We start from the raw sequence: 15,560 nt of genomic DNA, 5'->3' as shown, positions 1-15,560 counted from the left end.
CGCGCTTTCGAGTGACAAAAACGACTGTGTGCGACTAGTGAACACATGTGTGGACGCTGTTAGCCTTCTCGCTCCTGTATTCAATTGAATGAGTGTGCGCCCGGGCTGGGGGCTTGGGTGGCGCCGGGGTGGGAAGTATTGCCGTGAACCGAAACTCCACTGTCGATCTCGTGATCATCGGGCTCGGCTACGTCGGGCTGCCCCTTGCCAGGGCTGCAAGCGCTTCCGGCCTGAAGGTCGTCGGCCTCGACCGCAGCGAGCCGGTGGTGCGGGGTCTGAGCTCGGGTTCCTCGCACGTCGACGACATCAGCGACGCCGACGTCCGCACCATGCTCGACCAGGGCTTCCGGGCGGTCACCACGCCCGAGGTCATCGCCGACGCGGCGGCCGTCGTCATCTGTGTGCCGACCCCGCTGACCGAGCACGGCGCGCCCAACCTCGGCGCCGTCGACTCCGCCGTCAACGACATCGCGGCCCACCTGCGGCCCGGCACCCTCGTCGTCCTGGAGTCCACGACGTACCCGGGCACCACCGACGAGGTGGTCCGCCCGCGTCTTGAGGCCGGCGGCCTGAAGGCGGGCACCGACTTCTACCTCGCCTTCTCACCCGAGCGCATCGACCCGGGCAACCCGACCTACGGCCTGGAGAACACCCCGAAGGTCGTCGGCGGCACCACCCCGGACTGCACCAAGGCGGCCCGCACGCTCTACGAGCGCTTCGTCGGCAGCGTGGTGGAGGCCAAGGGCACGCGTGAAGCCGAGATGGCCAAGCTGCTGGAGAACACCTATCGGCACGTGAACATCGCGCTCGTCAACGAGATGGCGATGTTCTGCCGCGAGATCGGCGTCGACCTCTGGGACGCCATCCGCTGCGCCTCCAGCAAGCCGTTCGGCTTCGCGCCCTTCTACCCGGGCCCCGGGGTCGGCGGCCACTGCATCCCGATTGACCCCAACTACCTCTCTTACAAGGTGCGTTCGCTCGGGATACCGTTCCGGTTCGTGGAACTGGCCCAGGAGATCAACCAGCGGATGCCCGCCCATGTCGTGTCCCGCGCCGCCGATCTGCTCAACCAGCAGGGCAAGCCGATCCGCGGCTCGCGCGTGCTGCTGCTCGGCGTCACCTACAAGCCGGACATCTCCGACCAGCGGGAGAGCCCCGCGGTGGATGTGGCCGAGCTGCTGCTGGAGCGCGGCGCGGACCTCGTCTACTACGACCCCCGGGTCGAGGACTGGACCGTCGAGGGCACCTCGGTGCCCCGGGTCGAGGACTACCTCGCCGGCGCGGCCGAAGCGGATCTGACCATCCTCCTCCAGCAGCACAGCGAGCTCGACCTGGACGAGCTGGCCGACCGCTCCCGGCTGCTCTTCGACACCCGGGGCAAGTCGGCCGACCACCCCCAGGTGGTCAAGCTGTGACCGACACCTACATACCCGGGGCGGTCGACAACGACGGCCGCCGCCGGCACAAACGCAGACGGCATCTGAAGGTCTCGTACTTCTTCTTCCTCGCCATCGCCGCCGTCATCGTCACCAAGCTCGACCCGGACTCGCTCCACCTCTACTCGTTCGGCGCGCTCGGTCTGCTCGCCCTGAAGATGTTCGGCGCCCTCTTCTACCGGCCCGCCAAGGCGGACCGCGAAGAGCTGATGCTGCTGGACAACTCCTGGGTCACCGCGGTCATCCCGATCTACAACGAGGACCCGGTGATGTTCGAGCAGGGCATGCGCAGCCTTCTCGCGCAGAGCCGGCTCCCCAACGAGATCCACATCATCGACGACGCCAGCGCCGACTCCTCCGGCATCAAGGCCGCGAAGAAGCTGCGCCGGGAGTTCGAGGCGCAGGGCGTGAAGTACACGGTCAGCGTCCAGCCCGAGAACAAGGGCAAGCGCGAGGCCCTCGCCCTCGGCTTCGAGGCGGCGCCGTACACCGACCTGTTCCTGTGCGTGGACTCCGACACGATCCTGTCCCGGGACACCGTCCGTGAGCTGCTGCTCCCCATGGCCGACCCGAAGATCATGGCCTCCACGGGCATGGTGCTGGCGCTCAACCACGACAGCAACATCTTCACCCGGCTCCAGGACCTGCGGTACGGCAACTCGTTCCTCTTCGAGCGGGCCGCGTACTCCCGGCTGAAGTCGGTGCTGTGCTGCTGCGGCGCGCTCTCCGTGTACCGCGGCACGCTGGTGCGCAAGTACCTGCCGGACTTCCTCAACCAGCAGTTCCTCGGCAAGCCGGCCGTCTTCGGCGACGACCGGCGGATGACCAACTACTGCCTGATGGAGGGCCAGGTCGTCTTCCAGGAGACGGCCGTCGGCTACACCGCCGTCCCCGAGAAGCTGCCGCACTTCCTGCGTCAGCAGGTGCGCTGGAACAAGTCGTTCTTCCGTGAGTCCCTGTGGGCCTTCAAGAACCAGAAGAAGTTCCGGCCCGCCTTCTGGCTGACCTGCATGGAACTCGCGCTGTGGCTGATCTTCGGCACGGCGATGTTCTACTCCATGGTCATCCTGCCGATCATGCAGCCGGAACGATTCGTCAACCACATCGGCGACTACCTGCTGTTCATGGTCCTCATGGGCTATCTGCGCAACGTCCGGTATCTCGACTTCCCGCGCCGCGGCATGGGCTTCATCAAGCGCTTCGGCATGTTCCTGCTGGCCCCGCTGTACGGCGTCATCCAGCTGGTGCTGCTCACCCCGCTGCGCTTCTACGCCCTGGTCACCCTCCACAAGGGCAGCTGGGGCACGCGTCAGGGCGGCGTCGAGGTCTCCGTGGCCGGCGACCACGAGCAGGATGTCTCGGCGGTGTACGAGGAAGAGGACGAGTACTCGTCCCCGCAGGTCTCCTCGACCATCGAGATGATGCGTCTGGAGGGCATCGCCCTGGCCCGTACGGCCCCGCACGCCTCGCCGCGCAACCCCAACGGCATGGCCCAGGCCTACACCGGGCACACCCAGGGCGAGCTGCGCGACATGGGCCGCAACATGCCCCAGCAGCAGGTGGCGTGGCAAGGCGTGACCGAGCCACAACCCATCCCCCAGCCGCAGCAGCCCCAGCAGCCGCAGTACCACCAGCAGCAGCCGTACCCCGGCCAGGCGCAGGACCCGTACCGGCAGCAGGGCTACCAGCAGGCCCACCACCAGCCCCAGCAGCCCCACCAGCCTCAGCAGCAGGGGTACGACCAGTGGCAGGGCCACCAGCAGGGGCATCACCAAGGCCATCATCAGCAGGGCCACCACCAGCAGCAGGGCCACCACCAGCAGCCCCAGCAGCCGTACATCCCGCACATCCCGCAGCAGCCGCAGGGTCCGTACCAGCAGCAGCCGCAACAGCACCAACAGCAGTGGGCACCGGAGAACCAGAACCAGCCGCACGCCCCGGAGCACCAGGACGACGGCTGGTTCGGTGACCGCCGCTAGCCGGGGTCAGTTGTAGTACGTCATCGCCTCCTGGACGGTGAGCACCTCGATCTCCCGCTTGTCGATCTCCGCCATCAGCGTACGGAGACCGGCCTGGCTGATCTCGGTGCTCGCCGCCGGCGTACCGGCCACGATCTTGTGGAGGCACAGGATCAGCCAGCTGCCGCTGCGGGCACACCGGTCCAGCGCACCGCCCGCGCCGATCACCTTGCTCAGCGCTGTGCCGCCGATACCCGTGCCGTCGGTGATCCCGGTCAGCGCCTTGAGCCGGTACGGCATGGCCGGCGCAAAGCTCTCGATGGTCTCTGAAATGATCGAGCGCGCGGTGGTGAAGTGGCGGGCCGCGAGCTCGTCGACGGCCACTCCGTCGGTGGTCTTCTGGAATGCGCCGTGCGGATAGGCGAAGTGCTCACTGGTGAATCCGTTGCCGACGAGCCATTCCCGCAGCTTCGCGAAATCCTGGTCGACCTGCTGGGCCGTGAGTTTGGGGTAACTCGCCGTGTGCGTGGCGTTGGCATACGAGTGCCCGGCCATCTCCCAGCCGGAGGCGTCCTGGAGCGAGCGCATCTGCCCGAGGCTCACGAAGGAGCCGGTGCCGATCACGTCGGCGATGTTGTAGAGCGTGCCCGGCATGGCGAACGGGTCCATGACCGGACGGGCCAGGTCGTGCACCGACTTGTGCGAGTCGTCGAAGGTGATGGAGACGACGCCCTTGGGGAAGACGGACTCGGTGTCGGGCACCAGCTCGACCGTCTGAAGGTGGTACGTCACCGGGGCCTTGGCGTCGTCGTAGACCGCGAACGACATGTCGGTGAAGCCCGTCTTCACGGACGGCTCGCCCTGCGCGGAGAGCGTGTACGTGCCGGACGCGGCGCTCACGTCGGCCCACTGGAGATGGACCGTCACCCACTCCCCGGACTGCACGTAGTTCGCGCCGCTCCCATGGGTGTGCACCCGCCAGCTGAAGGCGTTCTTCAGCCCTGAGCTGCCGAGATAGAAGACGACCTTGCTGAGGTCGGTGACGTCCGAGACCCGGAAGATCAGCCGGATCATCTTGCCGCTGAGGTCCATGGCCGTCATACCGGTCTTGCGGACGTACGACTGCACCCCGGTGCCCGTGGTCGTCACCCGCACCGAGGACGTGCCCCGGGTGAAGACCGCGGTGTCGGCCGGGCTCGACGAGGCGGTCCCCGCGCCGCCCGCCGTCCAGCCGTGCCCGGACTGGAACTGCTGGCTCCAGGTGGCCCGGCGATAACGCGGCCGCCGCCCGGTCGGCGCGTACGGCGGCACGCCCAGGCCCTCGGCGGGCGCGGCGTCCGCCGTCGCCAGCGCCCCGATCCCCCCGACCGTGACCAGGCCCCCGAGACCCATGGCCTTCAATGCCGAGCGTCTGCCCACCGGCCCAGAATGCTTACTTCCCCTGCTCAAGATGACTCCCCACTCGCAACAATGCCCCAACCCCCATAGTTCGCAAAGACGTTCGCAATTCAAGTGTCCAATGCGACTGGTGTGACAGTAAAATACGCCTAGACGGGTGGGGATGATGCGCACGGTCCTTGCTTCTTATCAAGGGCCCCGACGAGACAGGGGAATCTCGCTCCCCACCACTCTTCACACGCCTCCCGGGGGGGCTGTGTCTGTTACCGGAGGGGATCATGAACAGACGTACTTCCGCGCTGCGCCGAGGCACGCGCGCCGTGGGTGCGGCCGCGCTGCTGGTGGGTGGTCTGGGAGTCGGGGGCGCCTGGCCGGCCGCCGCCGCGGCGGCGGAGTCCAAGCCGTGCGACCCGCTGGCGGGCTTCACCCACTGCCGGATCTTCGACCACAGCGGCGCCGCCGCGGACTTCCAGGTCCCGGCCGGCGTGCGAGAGCTGGACTTCCGGGCCTGGGGCATGGGCGGCGACGGCAATCCGTTCGCCAGTGGCGGCAACGGCGCCTATGTGGGCGGCTCGCTGGACGTCACCCCCGGTGAGCACCTGACCGTGAACGTCGGCGGCTGGCGCGTCGGAGGAGGCAAGCTCTTCGGCGACGCCCTCGGTGGCAAGGCCGGCGCGAGCAACTGGGGCGGGAACGGCGGCGCGAGCACCGCGATCCGCGCCGCGGACGGCTCCGCGCTGTTCATCGCCGCCGGCGGCGGGGGCGCGGGATACGGCAGCCACGACATGGGCACGGCGGGCAGCGGCGGCGCTCCCGACGGCGTCGACGCCCGCGACGACTTCGGCGGCAAGGGCGCGAAGGGCGGCCAGGGCGGCGCGGCCGGTGTCGAGGGCGGAAAGCCCGGCGCCGACCACGCGCAGGGCGGTGCGGGCGGTGACGGCGGCGCCAAGGCGGGCGGCGGCGGCGCCGGTTACGCGGGCGGCGGTGGCGGCGGCGCCCGGGACGCGAAGGGCGACGGCGGCAGCGGCGGTGGCGGTTCCAGCTACGCCGACCCCGAGCGCACCTCCGACGTACGCATGCTGAGCAGCACCACGTTCAACCCGGCGGCGAAGGACGACCCGTTCTGGGTGCACGACCCGCTCGACGACACCCAGCCGGACCTCTCCGGCATCGGCCAGGGCGGCGGCAACGCCCGCGGCGGCGACGGCCGTGTCGTCCTGCAGTGGAAGGACCCCAAGGGCGCGCCCGTGGTGGCCGACCTGACCCGGGAGTCCGGCGACAACCAGACCGTCCTGCCGATCTCCACCTCCGACCCGATGGTGATCGTGGCCCGCGACAAGGACGGCGAGCCGCTCGCCGACCAGAAGGTCGCCTTCACCCTGGAGGACCCGGACGGCCTCGGCGTGAAGTTCGAGGACTACCCCACCGAGATGCGCACGGACGCCCAGGGCCGCGCCGCCTCCCCCTCCGTCATCACGGGCGCGAAGGAGGGCACCTTCAAGGTCCGGGCCACGTCCGGGACCGCCACCACGACCTTCACCGCCCATGTCGCGCAGACCAGCCACGCCATCGAGATCACCGGCGGCGACGAGCAGCAGGCGGCACCCGGTGACGCCTTCGCCGAGCCGCTGACCGTCAAGGTGACCAAGAACGGCGCTCCGGCGGCGGACGCCGAGGTGCAGTTCACCGTCGAGAGCAGCGACGAGGAGGCCCCGGCGTTCAAGGGCGACGAGGACTCCGTGAAGGTGACCACCGACGCCGACGGCGAGGCCACCGCCACCGAGCTGGTCGCGGGCCAGGAGCCGGGCACCTACAACGTCCTCGCGGCGGCCGGTGACGCCGGGATCCGCTTCACCGTCGAGGTGACCGAGAAGGACGCGAGCCCGTCCCCGTCCCCGAGCCCCTCCGGCACGTCCGACGCCACGACGGGCGGCTCGGACGGCACGGACACTCAGGGCGACTCGGGCAGCCTGGCGCTGACCGGCGCCGCGGGCATCGGCACCCTCGCCGGGGCGGCCGCCGCGTTCGCCGCGCTGGGCTGGGCCGCGATCCGGTTCACCCGCTCCCGCCGCGCGCAGGACTGACGCGAGCCGAAGGGGGGCCCTGTGCCGACAGGGCCCCCCTTCAGTGCACCTGCCCCCGCACCCGCCGAGCCTGCCGCTGCCGCTCCGCGAGCTGATCGGCGGCCGGGTAGGCGACCTCCTCCAGAGTCAGCCCGTACGGCCGTACGACATGGACGGCGCTGTCCCGCACCCGCGCGTCCAGCACCTTCCGCGGCCACTCCACGCCACGGTGCCCGTCCCCCACGAACAGCAACGCGCCCACCATGGACCGCACTTGGTTGTGGCAGAAGGCGTCGGCCCGGACCTCGATCTCCACGACACCGTCCGCGGTGCGCCGCACTTCGAAGTCGAAGATCTCCCGCACGGTCGAGGCACCTTCACGCTTCTTCGCGTAGGCGGCGAAGTCATGCTCCCCGACCAGGGACTTGGCGGCGGCGTCCATCACCTCGACATCCAACTCCCAGTCATGCCAGAGCACATGACTGCGCAGCAGCGGATCCACGCCACCGGGCCGGTCCCCGACCCGGTAGATGTAACGGCGCCACAGCGCCGCGAACCGCGCGTTGAACCCGTCCGGCGCCTCGGTGAGCGCCCACACCCGCACATCCTTCGGCAGCCGCCCCGCGAGCCTCTTGAGCAACTTCTCCTGATGCACGGCCCACAGCTCCTCGGGCAGATCCACATGAGCGACCTGCCCCCGGGCATGCACGCCCGCATCCGTCCGCCCGGCAACGGTCAACTCGTAGGTGGTCTCCCCCGACCGCGTGACGGTCCGCAGCGCGTCCTCGATCTCCCCCTGCACGGTCCGCTGCCCACCGGCCTGCTTGGCCCACCCGTGGAACTCACTGCCGTCATAGGAGAGATCAAGCCGAACCCGAACAAACCCAGGCGCCGCAACTTCACTCACAACACAGAGATCCTCTCAGGAACACGAAAGCGGGCCCGCCCCTCGAAAGGAACGGACCCGCCAACAGAACGCTTAGGCGTCCTTCGACTCCTCGGCGGGAGCCTCAGCAGCCTCGTCGGCCTTGGTCGTGTCGACCTTGGCCTCAGCGGCAACCTCGGCGTCCTTCGCGGCACGCTTGGTGGCGGCCTCGGCCTCGCCGGTCGCCTCCTGAGCCACCGTCAGCGCCTCGACAAGCTCGATGACAGCCATGGGCGCGTTGTCGCCACGACGGTTACCGATCTTGGTGATACGGGTGTAACCACCCGGACGGTTCTCGTAGCGCGGGCCGATCTCGGTGAAGAGCGTGTGGACGACGCTCTTGTCCGTGATCACCTGGAGCACCTGACGGCGGTTGTGAAGGTCGCCCTTCTTCGCCTTGGTGACCAGACGCTCGGCGTACGGGCGCAGGCGGCGGGCCTTCGCCTCGGTGGTGGTGATGCGGCCGTGCTCGAAGAGCGCCTTCGCGAGGTTCGCGAGGAGCAGCTTCTCGTGCGCGGCGCTGCCGCCCAGACGGGCACCCTTGGTGGGCTTCGGCATTGTTCTTCTCCTGTGTGTCTGCCCCGGCCGTATCAGGTACCGGGGTCAGGAACCCGATGAGCGGATGCTCACCGGCATCGACCGATCAGTACTGCTCGGTCTCCACGAAACCCGCGTCCGCGTCGTCGTCGGCGCCGAAGGCGTCGGCGGCGGCCGTGGGGTCGAATCCGGGCGGGCTGTCCTTCAGGGCCAGGCCCATGCCGGCCAGCTTCGCCTTGACCTCGTCGATGGACTTCGCACCGAAGTTGCGGATGTCGAGGAGGTCGGCCTCGGAACGCGCGACGAGCTCACCCACGGAGTGGATGCCCTCACGCTTGAGGCAGTTGTACGACCGAACGGTGAGCTCCAGCTCCTCGATCGGCAGCGCCAGGTCAGCGGCGAGGGCGGCGTCCGTGGGGGACGGGCCCATGTCGATGCCCTCGGCGTCGATGTTCAGCTCACGGGCGAGACCGAACAGCTCGACCAGCGTCTTACCGGCGGAGGCCATGGCGTCACGCGGACGCATCGCCTGCTTGGTCTCGACGTCGACGATCAGCTTGTCGAAGTCGGTGCGCTGCTCGACACGGGTCGCCTCGACCTTGTAGGTGACCTTGAGAACCGGCGAGTAGATGGAGTCCACCGGGATCCGGCCGATCTCCTGGCCCACCTGCTTGTTCTGCACGGCGGAGACGTAACCGCGACCGCGCTCGACGGTCAGCTCCATCTCCAGCTTGCCCTTGCCGTTGAGCGTGGCGAGGACGAGGTCGGGGTTGTGCACCTCGACACCGGCCGGGGGCGCGATGTCGGCGGCGGTGACCAGACCCGGACCCTGCTTGCGCAGGTACATCACGACCGGCTCGTCGTGCTCCGAGGAGACGACCAGCTGCTTGATGTTGAGGATCAGGTCGGTGACGTCCTCCTTGACGCCCGGCACGGTGGTGAACTCGTGCAGGACACCGTCGATGCGGATGCTGGTGACAGCAGCGCCGGGGATCGACGACAGGAGGGTACGGCGGAGGGAGTTGCCGAGGGTGTAGCCGAAGCCCGGCTCCAGCGGCTCGATCACGAACCGGGAGCGGAACTCGTCGACGACCTCTTCGGTCAACGAGGGACGCTGAGCGATCAGCATGTTGTGATTCCTTCAGTCATGGACGCCCGCTATTTGACGTCCTGCTGTTACTGCAAGGGTACGGGCGGCACCGCTCCGAAGAGCCGTACCGCCCGAAACCTCAAGACAACCGAGCCTCAGACGCGGCGGCGCTTGGGCGGACGGCAGCCGTTGTGCGGGGTGGGCGTGACGTCCTGGATCGAGCCGACCTCAAGGCCGGTGGCCTGGAGGGAGCGGATCGCGGTCTCACGGCCGGAGCCGGGACCCTTGACGAACACGTCGACCTTGCGCATGCCGTGCTCCTGGGCGCGGCGGGCAGCCGACTCGGCGGCCATCTGCGCGGCGAACGGCGTGGACTTCCGGGAGCCCTTGAAACCGACGTGGCCGGCGGAGGCCCAGGAGATCACGTTGCCGGACGGGTCCGTGATGGAGACGATCGTGTTGTTGAACGTGCTCTTGATGTGCGCGTGGCCGTGAGCGACGTTCTTCTTTTCCTTGCGGCGCACCTTCTTGGCAGCGCCCTGACGACCCTTGGGGGGCATCTGTACTCCTACGGGAGGTGGTCGGTCCTACAGCGAAGACCGCTGGACGGCGAAGTCCGCTGAGGACTACTTCTTGCCCGGCTTCTTCTTGCCGGCGATGGCGCGACGCGGGCCCTTGCGGGTGCGGGCGTTGGTGCTGGTGCGCTGACCGCGGACGGGCAGGCCACGGCGGTGGCGGAGACCCTGGTAGCAGCCGATCTCGACCTTGCGGCGGATGTCGGCCTGGATCTCGCGACGGAGGTCACCCTCGGTCTTGATGTTGTTGTCGACGTACTCACGAATCGCGACGAGCTGCTCCTCGGAGAGGTCGCGAACGCGGGTGTTCGGGTCGACGCCGGTCGCAGCCAGCGTCGCCTGGGAGAGGGTCCGGCCGATGCCGAACACGTAGGTGAGGGCGACCTCCACGCGCTTGTCGCGCGGGATGTCAACACCGGAAACGCGTGCCATTCAATGGCTCCTGGTGATCTTCGGAGGTCTTCCGCAGAACCGCTTCCCGACCGCCGTACCAGGTACGAATCGGGTCCCCGGCCTCCGAACCGGGGGTGTCAAGCCGTAGCGGCTTGGGTCCTGCCTATGAACAAATTCAGCTCGCGTCGCGCGAATCTCTGCGATATCGATGCAGAGGGATCGGTCGATCGTGCGTCAGCCCTGGCGCTGCTTGTGGCGCGGGTTCTCGCAGATGACCATGACCCGACCGTGACGGCGGATCACCCTGCACTTGTCGCAGATCTTCTTGACGCTCGGCTTGACCTTCATGAGATTGAGGTTCTCCGAGTCAGAGGGATCTACTTGTACCGGTAGACGATCCGGCCACGCGTCAGGTCGTACGGAGACAGCTCCACCACGACCCGGTCGTCAGGGAGGATGCGGATGTAGTGCATACGCATCTTGCCGCTGATGTGTGCCAGGACCTGGTGGCCGTTCTGGAGCTCGACCTTGAACATGGCGTTCGGCAGAGACTCGACGACAGTGCCCTCGATCTCGATGGCACCTTGCTTCTTGGCCACGCTTCGCCCTTCGAATCGACTACCTTGATCGACTCAGTGTGAGCGCATGCAGACATGCGGGTACACAAGAGCCGACGAGTCAGTCTACGTCAGCGCACCCGGAAAGACGAATCGAGGCAGTCTGCCCAAGGGGACAGATCATTAAGCGCGCGGGAACTCAGCCCAGCGGATCCGGCGCCGCCGTGATCCCGAGTTCGGCCAGCTTCGCCTTGCCCCCGTCGGGGGCCGTCAGCACCAGCGGACCCTGCTCGGTCAGGGCGACGGAGTGCTCCCAGTGGGAGGACCAGGTGCCGTCGGTGGTGATGACCGTCCAGTCGTCCTGGAGCACCTCGGTCTTCGGCGTACCGAGGGACACCATGGGCTCGATGGCCAGGCAGAACCCGGGCACCAGCTTCGGCCCCTTGCCGCGTCGGCGCTCGACGTAGTTCAGCAGGTGCGGGTCCATGTGCATCTCGGTGCCGATGCCGTGGCCGCCGTAGTCCTCGATGATCCCGTACCGGCCGCCGCCGGCCTTGGGCTGGCGCCGGATGTACGTCTCGATCGCGCGCGAGACGTCGACGAGCCGGTTGCCGGGCTTCATGGCCGCGATCCCGGCCCACATCGACTCCTCGGTCACCCGGGAGAGCTCGATCAGCTCCGGAGCGTGACCGGACCCCACGAAGGCCGTGTAGGCGGCGTCACCGTGCCAGCCGTCGACGATCGCGCCGCAGTCGATGGAGATGATGTCGCCGTCCTTGAGGACGACCTCGTCGGAGGGGATGCCGTGGACGACGACCTCGTTCGCGGACGTGCAGATGGTGGCCGGGAAGCCGCCGTAGCCCAGGAAGTTCGACTTGGCACCGTGCTCGGCGAGCACCTTGCGGGCCACCTCGTCCAGGTCCTTGGTGGTGGCACCCGGTACGGCGGCCTCCCGAGTGGCCGCGTGAATGGCGGCGACGACCAACCCCGCCTCACGCATCTTGGCGATCTGCTCGGGGCTCTTGATCTGCACCATGTCGGCGGGGGCCTTTCTCAAACCGGGGTAGGGGCTACCTCACAACCATACGTGCGCGGCCACGGCACACAGCAGCCGCGGCCCCTCGCGAGGGAACCGCGGCTACCGCGACGTACGAAGACCTACTTCTCGTCGCCCTCGCGCTTCAGCGCCGCCAGCGCACGGGCCGTGACCTCGTCCACCGGACCCATGGCCTCGATCGTCACGACCAGGCCCTGCGTCTTGTAGTAGTCGATGATCGGCTCGGTCTGCGTGTGGTAGACCTCCAGCCGCGTCCGGACGGTCTCCTCGGAGTCGTCGCCCCGCAGGTACAGCTCGCCGCCGCAGACGTCGCAGACGCCCTCCTTCTTCGGCGGGCTGTAGGTGACGTGGAAGACGTGCGCGGAGTTGTTGCGGCAGGTGCGCCGGCCGGCGATCCGCTTGACGACCTCCTCCTCGGGGGCCTCCAAGTCCAGCACCGCGTCCAGCTGCATGCCCTCGGTGTTCAGCAGCTCGTCCAGCGCCTCGGCCTGGGACACATTGCGCGGGAAGCCGTCCAGCAGGAAGCCGCCCTCGGCGTCGGGCTGCTCCATGCGGTCCTTGGCCATCGCGATGGTGACCTCGTCCGGAACCAGGTTGCCCGCGTCCATGTAGGACTTGGCGAGCTTTCCGAGCTCCGTCTGCCGGCTGATGTTGGCGCGGAACAGGTCGCCCGTGGAGATGTGCGGGATGTTCAGCTTCTCGGCAAGGCGCGTGGCTTGCGTTCCCTTACCGGCGCCCGGCGGCCCGACGAGGACGATTCGCATCAGCGGAGGAACCCTTCGTAATTGCGCTGCTGGAGCTGGCTCTCGATCTGCTTCACGGTCTCAAGTCCGACACCCACGATGATCAGGATGCTGGTACCACCGAACGGGAAGTTCTGGTTGGCGCCGAAACCGGCCAACGCGACGGTCGGGACGAGAGCGATCAGACCCAGATACAGCGAACCCGGCCAGGTGATCCGGTTGAGTACGTAGCTCAGGTACTCAGCGGTCGGTCGGCCAGCCCGGATGCCCGGGATGAAGCCACCATACTTCTTCATGTTGTCGGCGACTTCCTCAGGGTTGAAGGAGATCGCCACGTAGAAGAACGCGAAGAAAACGATGAGCAAGAAGTACATCGTGATGTAAATCGGATGCTCGCCTGTGACGAGGTTCGCTTCGATCCAGGTTTTCCAGCTCGAAGTGCCGTCCGAGAACTGCGCGATCAGGGCCGGAATGTAGAGCAGCGACGAGGCGAAGATGACGGGAATCACACCCGCCTGGTTCACCTTCAGCGGGATGTACGTGGACGTCCCGCCGTAGGAACGACGGCCGATCATGCGCTTCGCGTACTGGACCGGGATACGGCGCTGGGCCTGCTCGACGAAGACGACCAGGCCGACCATGACGAACCCGACGAGCATGACGGTGCCGAACTCGATCCAGCCGTCGGCCAGGGTGCCCGACGTCTTGATCGCCCACAGCGCGGACGGGAACGTGGCGGCGATCGAGATGAACATCAGGATCGACATGCCGTTGCCGACACCGCGGTCGGTGATGAGCTCACCGAGCCACATGACGACGGCCGTACCGGCGGTCATGGTGATGACCATGGTGATGGTCACGAAGATCGAGCGGTCCGGGACGATCTGCCCGGCGACCGTGCAGCCGGAGAAGAGGGCGCCGCTGCGGGCGGTGGCGACGAGGCCGGTGCCCTGCAGGATGGCGAGCGCCACCGTCAGGTATCGGGTGTACTGCGTGATCTTCGCGGTGCCGGACTGTCCCTCCTTCTTGAGGGCTTCCAGACGCGGGATCACCACGGTCAGCAGCTGGAGAATGATGCTCGCCGTGATGTACGGCATGATGCCCAGCGCGAAGACCGTGATCTGGAGCAGCGCGCCACCACTGAACATATTGACCAGACCGAAGAGGCCCTGGTTGCCGGCCGCCTCGTCCACGCACTGCTGGACGGACGTGTAGTCGACGCCGGGGATCGGGACGTGGGTACCCACCCGGTAGACCACGATGATCCCGAGCGTGAAGAGCAGCTTCTTGCGCAGGTCGGGCGTCTTGAACGCCCGGGCGAACGCGGTGAGCACGGTGCCTCCTGCGACCCCCGCGCTACTGCGTCAAGGGTGACGGTCTTGAGGTTCGACGATTAGGTAACGGTCAACTGCCGCTCCGAGTGCCGCTTGTGAGGCACTCGTTAAAAGTTGGCAGTGCAGGCCACCTTACCCGCGAGACTGCCACCCTAGGAACGACCAACCGGGGATACCCCATTTGTGGGGTATCCCCGGTGGGGATCGCTCAAGTCATCGAGACGCCTGCTGTGTTCAGACGAGCTCGGTGACGGTACCGCCGGCGGCGGTGATCTTCTCCTTGGCGGAGCCGGAGACGGCGTCAACCGTCACCTGCAGCGCCACGGAGATCTCGCCCTGGCCGAGGACCTTGACGAGGCTGTTCTTGCGAACGGCACCCTTGGCCACCAGACCCTCGACCGTGACCTCGCCACCCTCGGGGTAGAGCGCGGCCAGCTTGTCGAGGTTCACGACCTGGTACTCGGTCTTGAACGGGTTCTTGAAGCCCTTGAGCTTCGGGAGACGCATGTGGAGGGGCATCTGCCCACCCTCGAAGCGCTCCGGAACCTGGTAACGGGCCTTGGTGCCCTTGGTGCCACGACCGGCCGTCTTACCCTTCGACGCCTCACCACGACCGACACGGGTCTTCGCGGTCTTGGCGCCGGGGGCGGGACGGAGGTTGTGGATCTTGAGCGGGTTCTGCTCCGCCATGATCAGTCGACCTCCTCGACCGTCACGAGGTGGCGGACGGTGTGCACCATGCCGCGGAACTCGGGGCGGTCCTCCTTGACGACCTGCGTGTTGATGCCCTTGAGACCAAGGGAGCGCAGGGTGTCACGGTGGTTCTGCTTGCTGCCGATGTAGGACTTGACCTGCGTAATCTTGAGCTGCGCCATGATTACGCACCCGCCCCGGCACGGGCACGGAGAAGAGCCGCGGGGGCGACGTCCTCGAGCGGCAGGCCACGGCGGGCCGCGACCTCCTCGGGACGCTGCAGGCCCTTCAGGGCCTCCACGGTCGCGTGCACGATGTTGATCGCGTTGTCGGAGCCGAGCGACTTCGACAGGATGTCGTGGATACCGGCGCACTCGAGCACGGCACGCACCGGACCACCGGCGATAACACCGGTACCGGGCGACGCGGGCTTGAGCAGCACGACGCCGGCAGCCTTCTCACCCTGGATCGGGTGCGGGATGGTGCCCTGGATACGGGGGACCTTGAAGAAGTGCTTCTTGGCCTCCTCAACGCCCTTGGCGATGGCGGCCGGCACCTCCTTGGCCTTGCCGTAACCGACACCCACGGTGCCGTCACCGTCGCCCACCACGACCAGCGCGGTGAAGCTGAAGCGACGACCACCCTTCACAACCTTGGCGACACGGTTGATCGCGACAACGCGCTCAACGTAAGCGGTCTTCTCGGCGGCAGCTGCGCCGCCGTCACGGCCCTTCCGGTCCCGCCGCTCGCCGCCACCGGCACCGCCACCGCGGCGCTGGGGTCCAGCCATTGGAATTACCT

General features: G+C 67.7%; 17 protein-coding genes. 3 read left to right on the top strand and 14 right to left on the bottom strand.

The genetic code is table 11. The features are described from left to right. Nucleotides 1-143 precede the first annotated feature (143 nt). Nucleotides 144-1,415 carry a nucleotide sugar dehydrogenase gene (locus tag STRCI_RS24380; RefSeq protein ID WP_269661083.1) on the top strand — a complete coding sequence of 424 codons (1,272 nt, stop codon included), beginning with the start codon at nt 144-146 and terminating at the stop codon, nt 1,413-1,415. Next, nucleotides 1,412-3,415, top strand: a complete 2,004-nt coding sequence (locus STRCI_RS24375) for a glycosyltransferase (RefSeq protein ID WP_269661082.1) — start codon at nt 1,412-1,414, stop codon at nt 3,413-3,415. The genes STRCI_RS24380 and STRCI_RS24375 overlap by 4 nt, the downstream gene beginning before the upstream one ends. Before the next feature lie 6 nt (nt 3,416-3,421). Here STRCI_RS24375 and STRCI_RS24370 read toward each other — a convergent pair whose 3' ends face one another. Further along, nucleotides 3,422-4,813 (bottom strand): polysaccharide deacetylase family protein, encoded by a 1,392-nt coding sequence (locus STRCI_RS24370; RefSeq protein ID WP_269661081.1) that lies wholly within the window; start codon nt 4,811-4,813, stop codon nt 3,422-3,424. Between the two features lie 257 nt (nt 4,814-5,070). On the opposite strand from STRCI_RS24370, the gene STRCI_RS24365 reads away from it, so the two are divergent. Next, nucleotides 5,071-6,876 (top strand): glycine-rich protein, encoded by a 1,806-nt coding sequence (locus STRCI_RS24365; protein ID WP_269661080.1) that lies wholly within the window; start codon nt 5,071-5,073, stop codon nt 6,874-6,876. 40 nt (nt 6,877-6,916) lie between these two features. On the opposite strand, the gene truA is transcribed toward STRCI_RS24365, so the two are convergent. The 13 genes from truA to rpsE form a co-directional block, all read right to left on the bottom strand. After that, complete coding sequence (gene truA, locus STRCI_RS24360) at nt 6,917-7,762, bottom strand: tRNA pseudouridine(38-40) synthase TruA (RefSeq protein WP_269661079.1); 846 nt, start codon at nt 7,760-7,762, stop codon at nt 6,917-6,919. Between the two features lie 72 nt (nt 7,763-7,834). Then, nucleotides 7,835-8,338 (bottom strand): 50S ribosomal protein L17, encoded by a 504-nt coding sequence (gene rplQ / locus STRCI_RS24355; protein WP_269661078.1) that lies wholly within the window; start codon nt 8,336-8,338, stop codon nt 7,835-7,837. 85 nt (nt 8,339-8,423) lie between these two features. After that, nucleotides 8,424-9,446 (bottom strand): DNA-directed RNA polymerase subunit alpha, encoded by a 1,023-nt coding sequence (locus STRCI_RS24350; RefSeq protein ID WP_003966937.1) that lies wholly within the window; start codon nt 9,444-9,446, stop codon nt 8,424-8,426. 116 nt (nt 9,447-9,562) lie between these two features. Next, nucleotides 9,563-9,967, bottom strand: a complete 405-nt coding sequence (gene rpsK, locus STRCI_RS24345) for a 30S ribosomal protein S11 (RefSeq protein ID WP_003956432.1) — start codon at nt 9,965-9,967, stop codon at nt 9,563-9,565. A 66-nt stretch (nt 9,968-10,033) separates the two neighbouring features. Beyond that, nucleotides 10,034-10,414: a 30S ribosomal protein S13 gene (gene rpsM / locus STRCI_RS24340; protein WP_015658452.1), complete on the bottom strand. Its 381-nt coding sequence runs from the start codon at nt 10,412-10,414 to the stop codon at nt 10,034-10,036. Nucleotides 10,415-10,609: 195 nt separating this feature from the next. Continuing rightward, nucleotides 10,610-10,723: a 50S ribosomal protein L36 gene (rpmJ, locus tag STRCI_RS24335; RefSeq protein ID WP_003998809.1), complete on the bottom strand. Its 114-nt coding sequence runs from the start codon at nt 10,721-10,723 to the stop codon at nt 10,610-10,612. A 29-nt stretch (nt 10,724-10,752) separates the two neighbouring features. Beyond that, nucleotides 10,753-10,974, bottom strand: a complete 222-nt coding sequence (infA, locus tag STRCI_RS24330; protein WP_003948620.1) for a translation initiation factor IF-1 — start codon at nt 10,972-10,974, stop codon at nt 10,753-10,755. A gap of 157 nt (nt 10,975-11,131) precedes the next feature. After that, nucleotides 11,132-11,968 (bottom strand): type I methionyl aminopeptidase, encoded by an 837-nt coding sequence (gene map / locus STRCI_RS24325; protein WP_269661077.1) that lies wholly within the window; start codon nt 11,966-11,968, stop codon nt 11,132-11,134. A gap of 122 nt (nt 11,969-12,090) precedes the next feature. Next, nucleotides 12,091-12,753 carry an adenylate kinase gene (locus STRCI_RS24320; protein WP_269661076.1) on the bottom strand — a complete coding sequence of 221 codons (663 nt, stop codon included), beginning with the start codon at nt 12,751-12,753 and terminating at the stop codon, nt 12,091-12,093. Next, a complete protein-coding gene (gene secY, locus STRCI_RS24315; RefSeq protein WP_269661075.1) occupies nt 12,753-14,066 on the bottom strand; it encodes a preprotein translocase subunit SecY in 1,314 nt (437 codons plus the stop codon). Before secY ends, STRCI_RS24320 begins: the two co-directional genes overlap by 1 nt. 234 nt (nt 14,067-14,300) lie before the next feature. Continuing rightward, nucleotides 14,301-14,756 (bottom strand): 50S ribosomal protein L15, encoded by a 456-nt coding sequence (rplO, locus tag STRCI_RS24310; RefSeq protein ID WP_014674382.1) that lies wholly within the window; start codon nt 14,754-14,756, stop codon nt 14,301-14,303. 2 nt (nt 14,757-14,758) lie between these two features. Next, nucleotides 14,759-14,941, bottom strand: coding sequence for a 50S ribosomal protein L30 (gene rpmD, locus STRCI_RS24305; protein WP_003974250.1), 183 nt, complete (start codon nt 14,939-14,941; stop codon nt 14,759-14,761). 2 nt (nt 14,942-14,943) lie between these two features. Then, on the bottom strand, nt 14,944-15,549 hold the full coding sequence (gene rpsE / locus STRCI_RS24300) for a 30S ribosomal protein S5 (protein ID WP_015658456.1): 606 nt from the start codon (nt 15,547-15,549) through the stop codon (nt 14,944-14,946). Between the last annotated feature and the right edge of the window lie 11 nt (nt 15,550-15,560).

This window comes from Streptomyces cinnabarinus, assembly GCF_027270315.1.
Lineage (GTDB): Bacteria > Actinomycetota > Actinomycetes > Streptomycetales > Streptomycetaceae > Streptomyces > Streptomyces cinnabarinus.
This window is presented reverse-complemented; position numbering and strand designations above follow the sequence as displayed.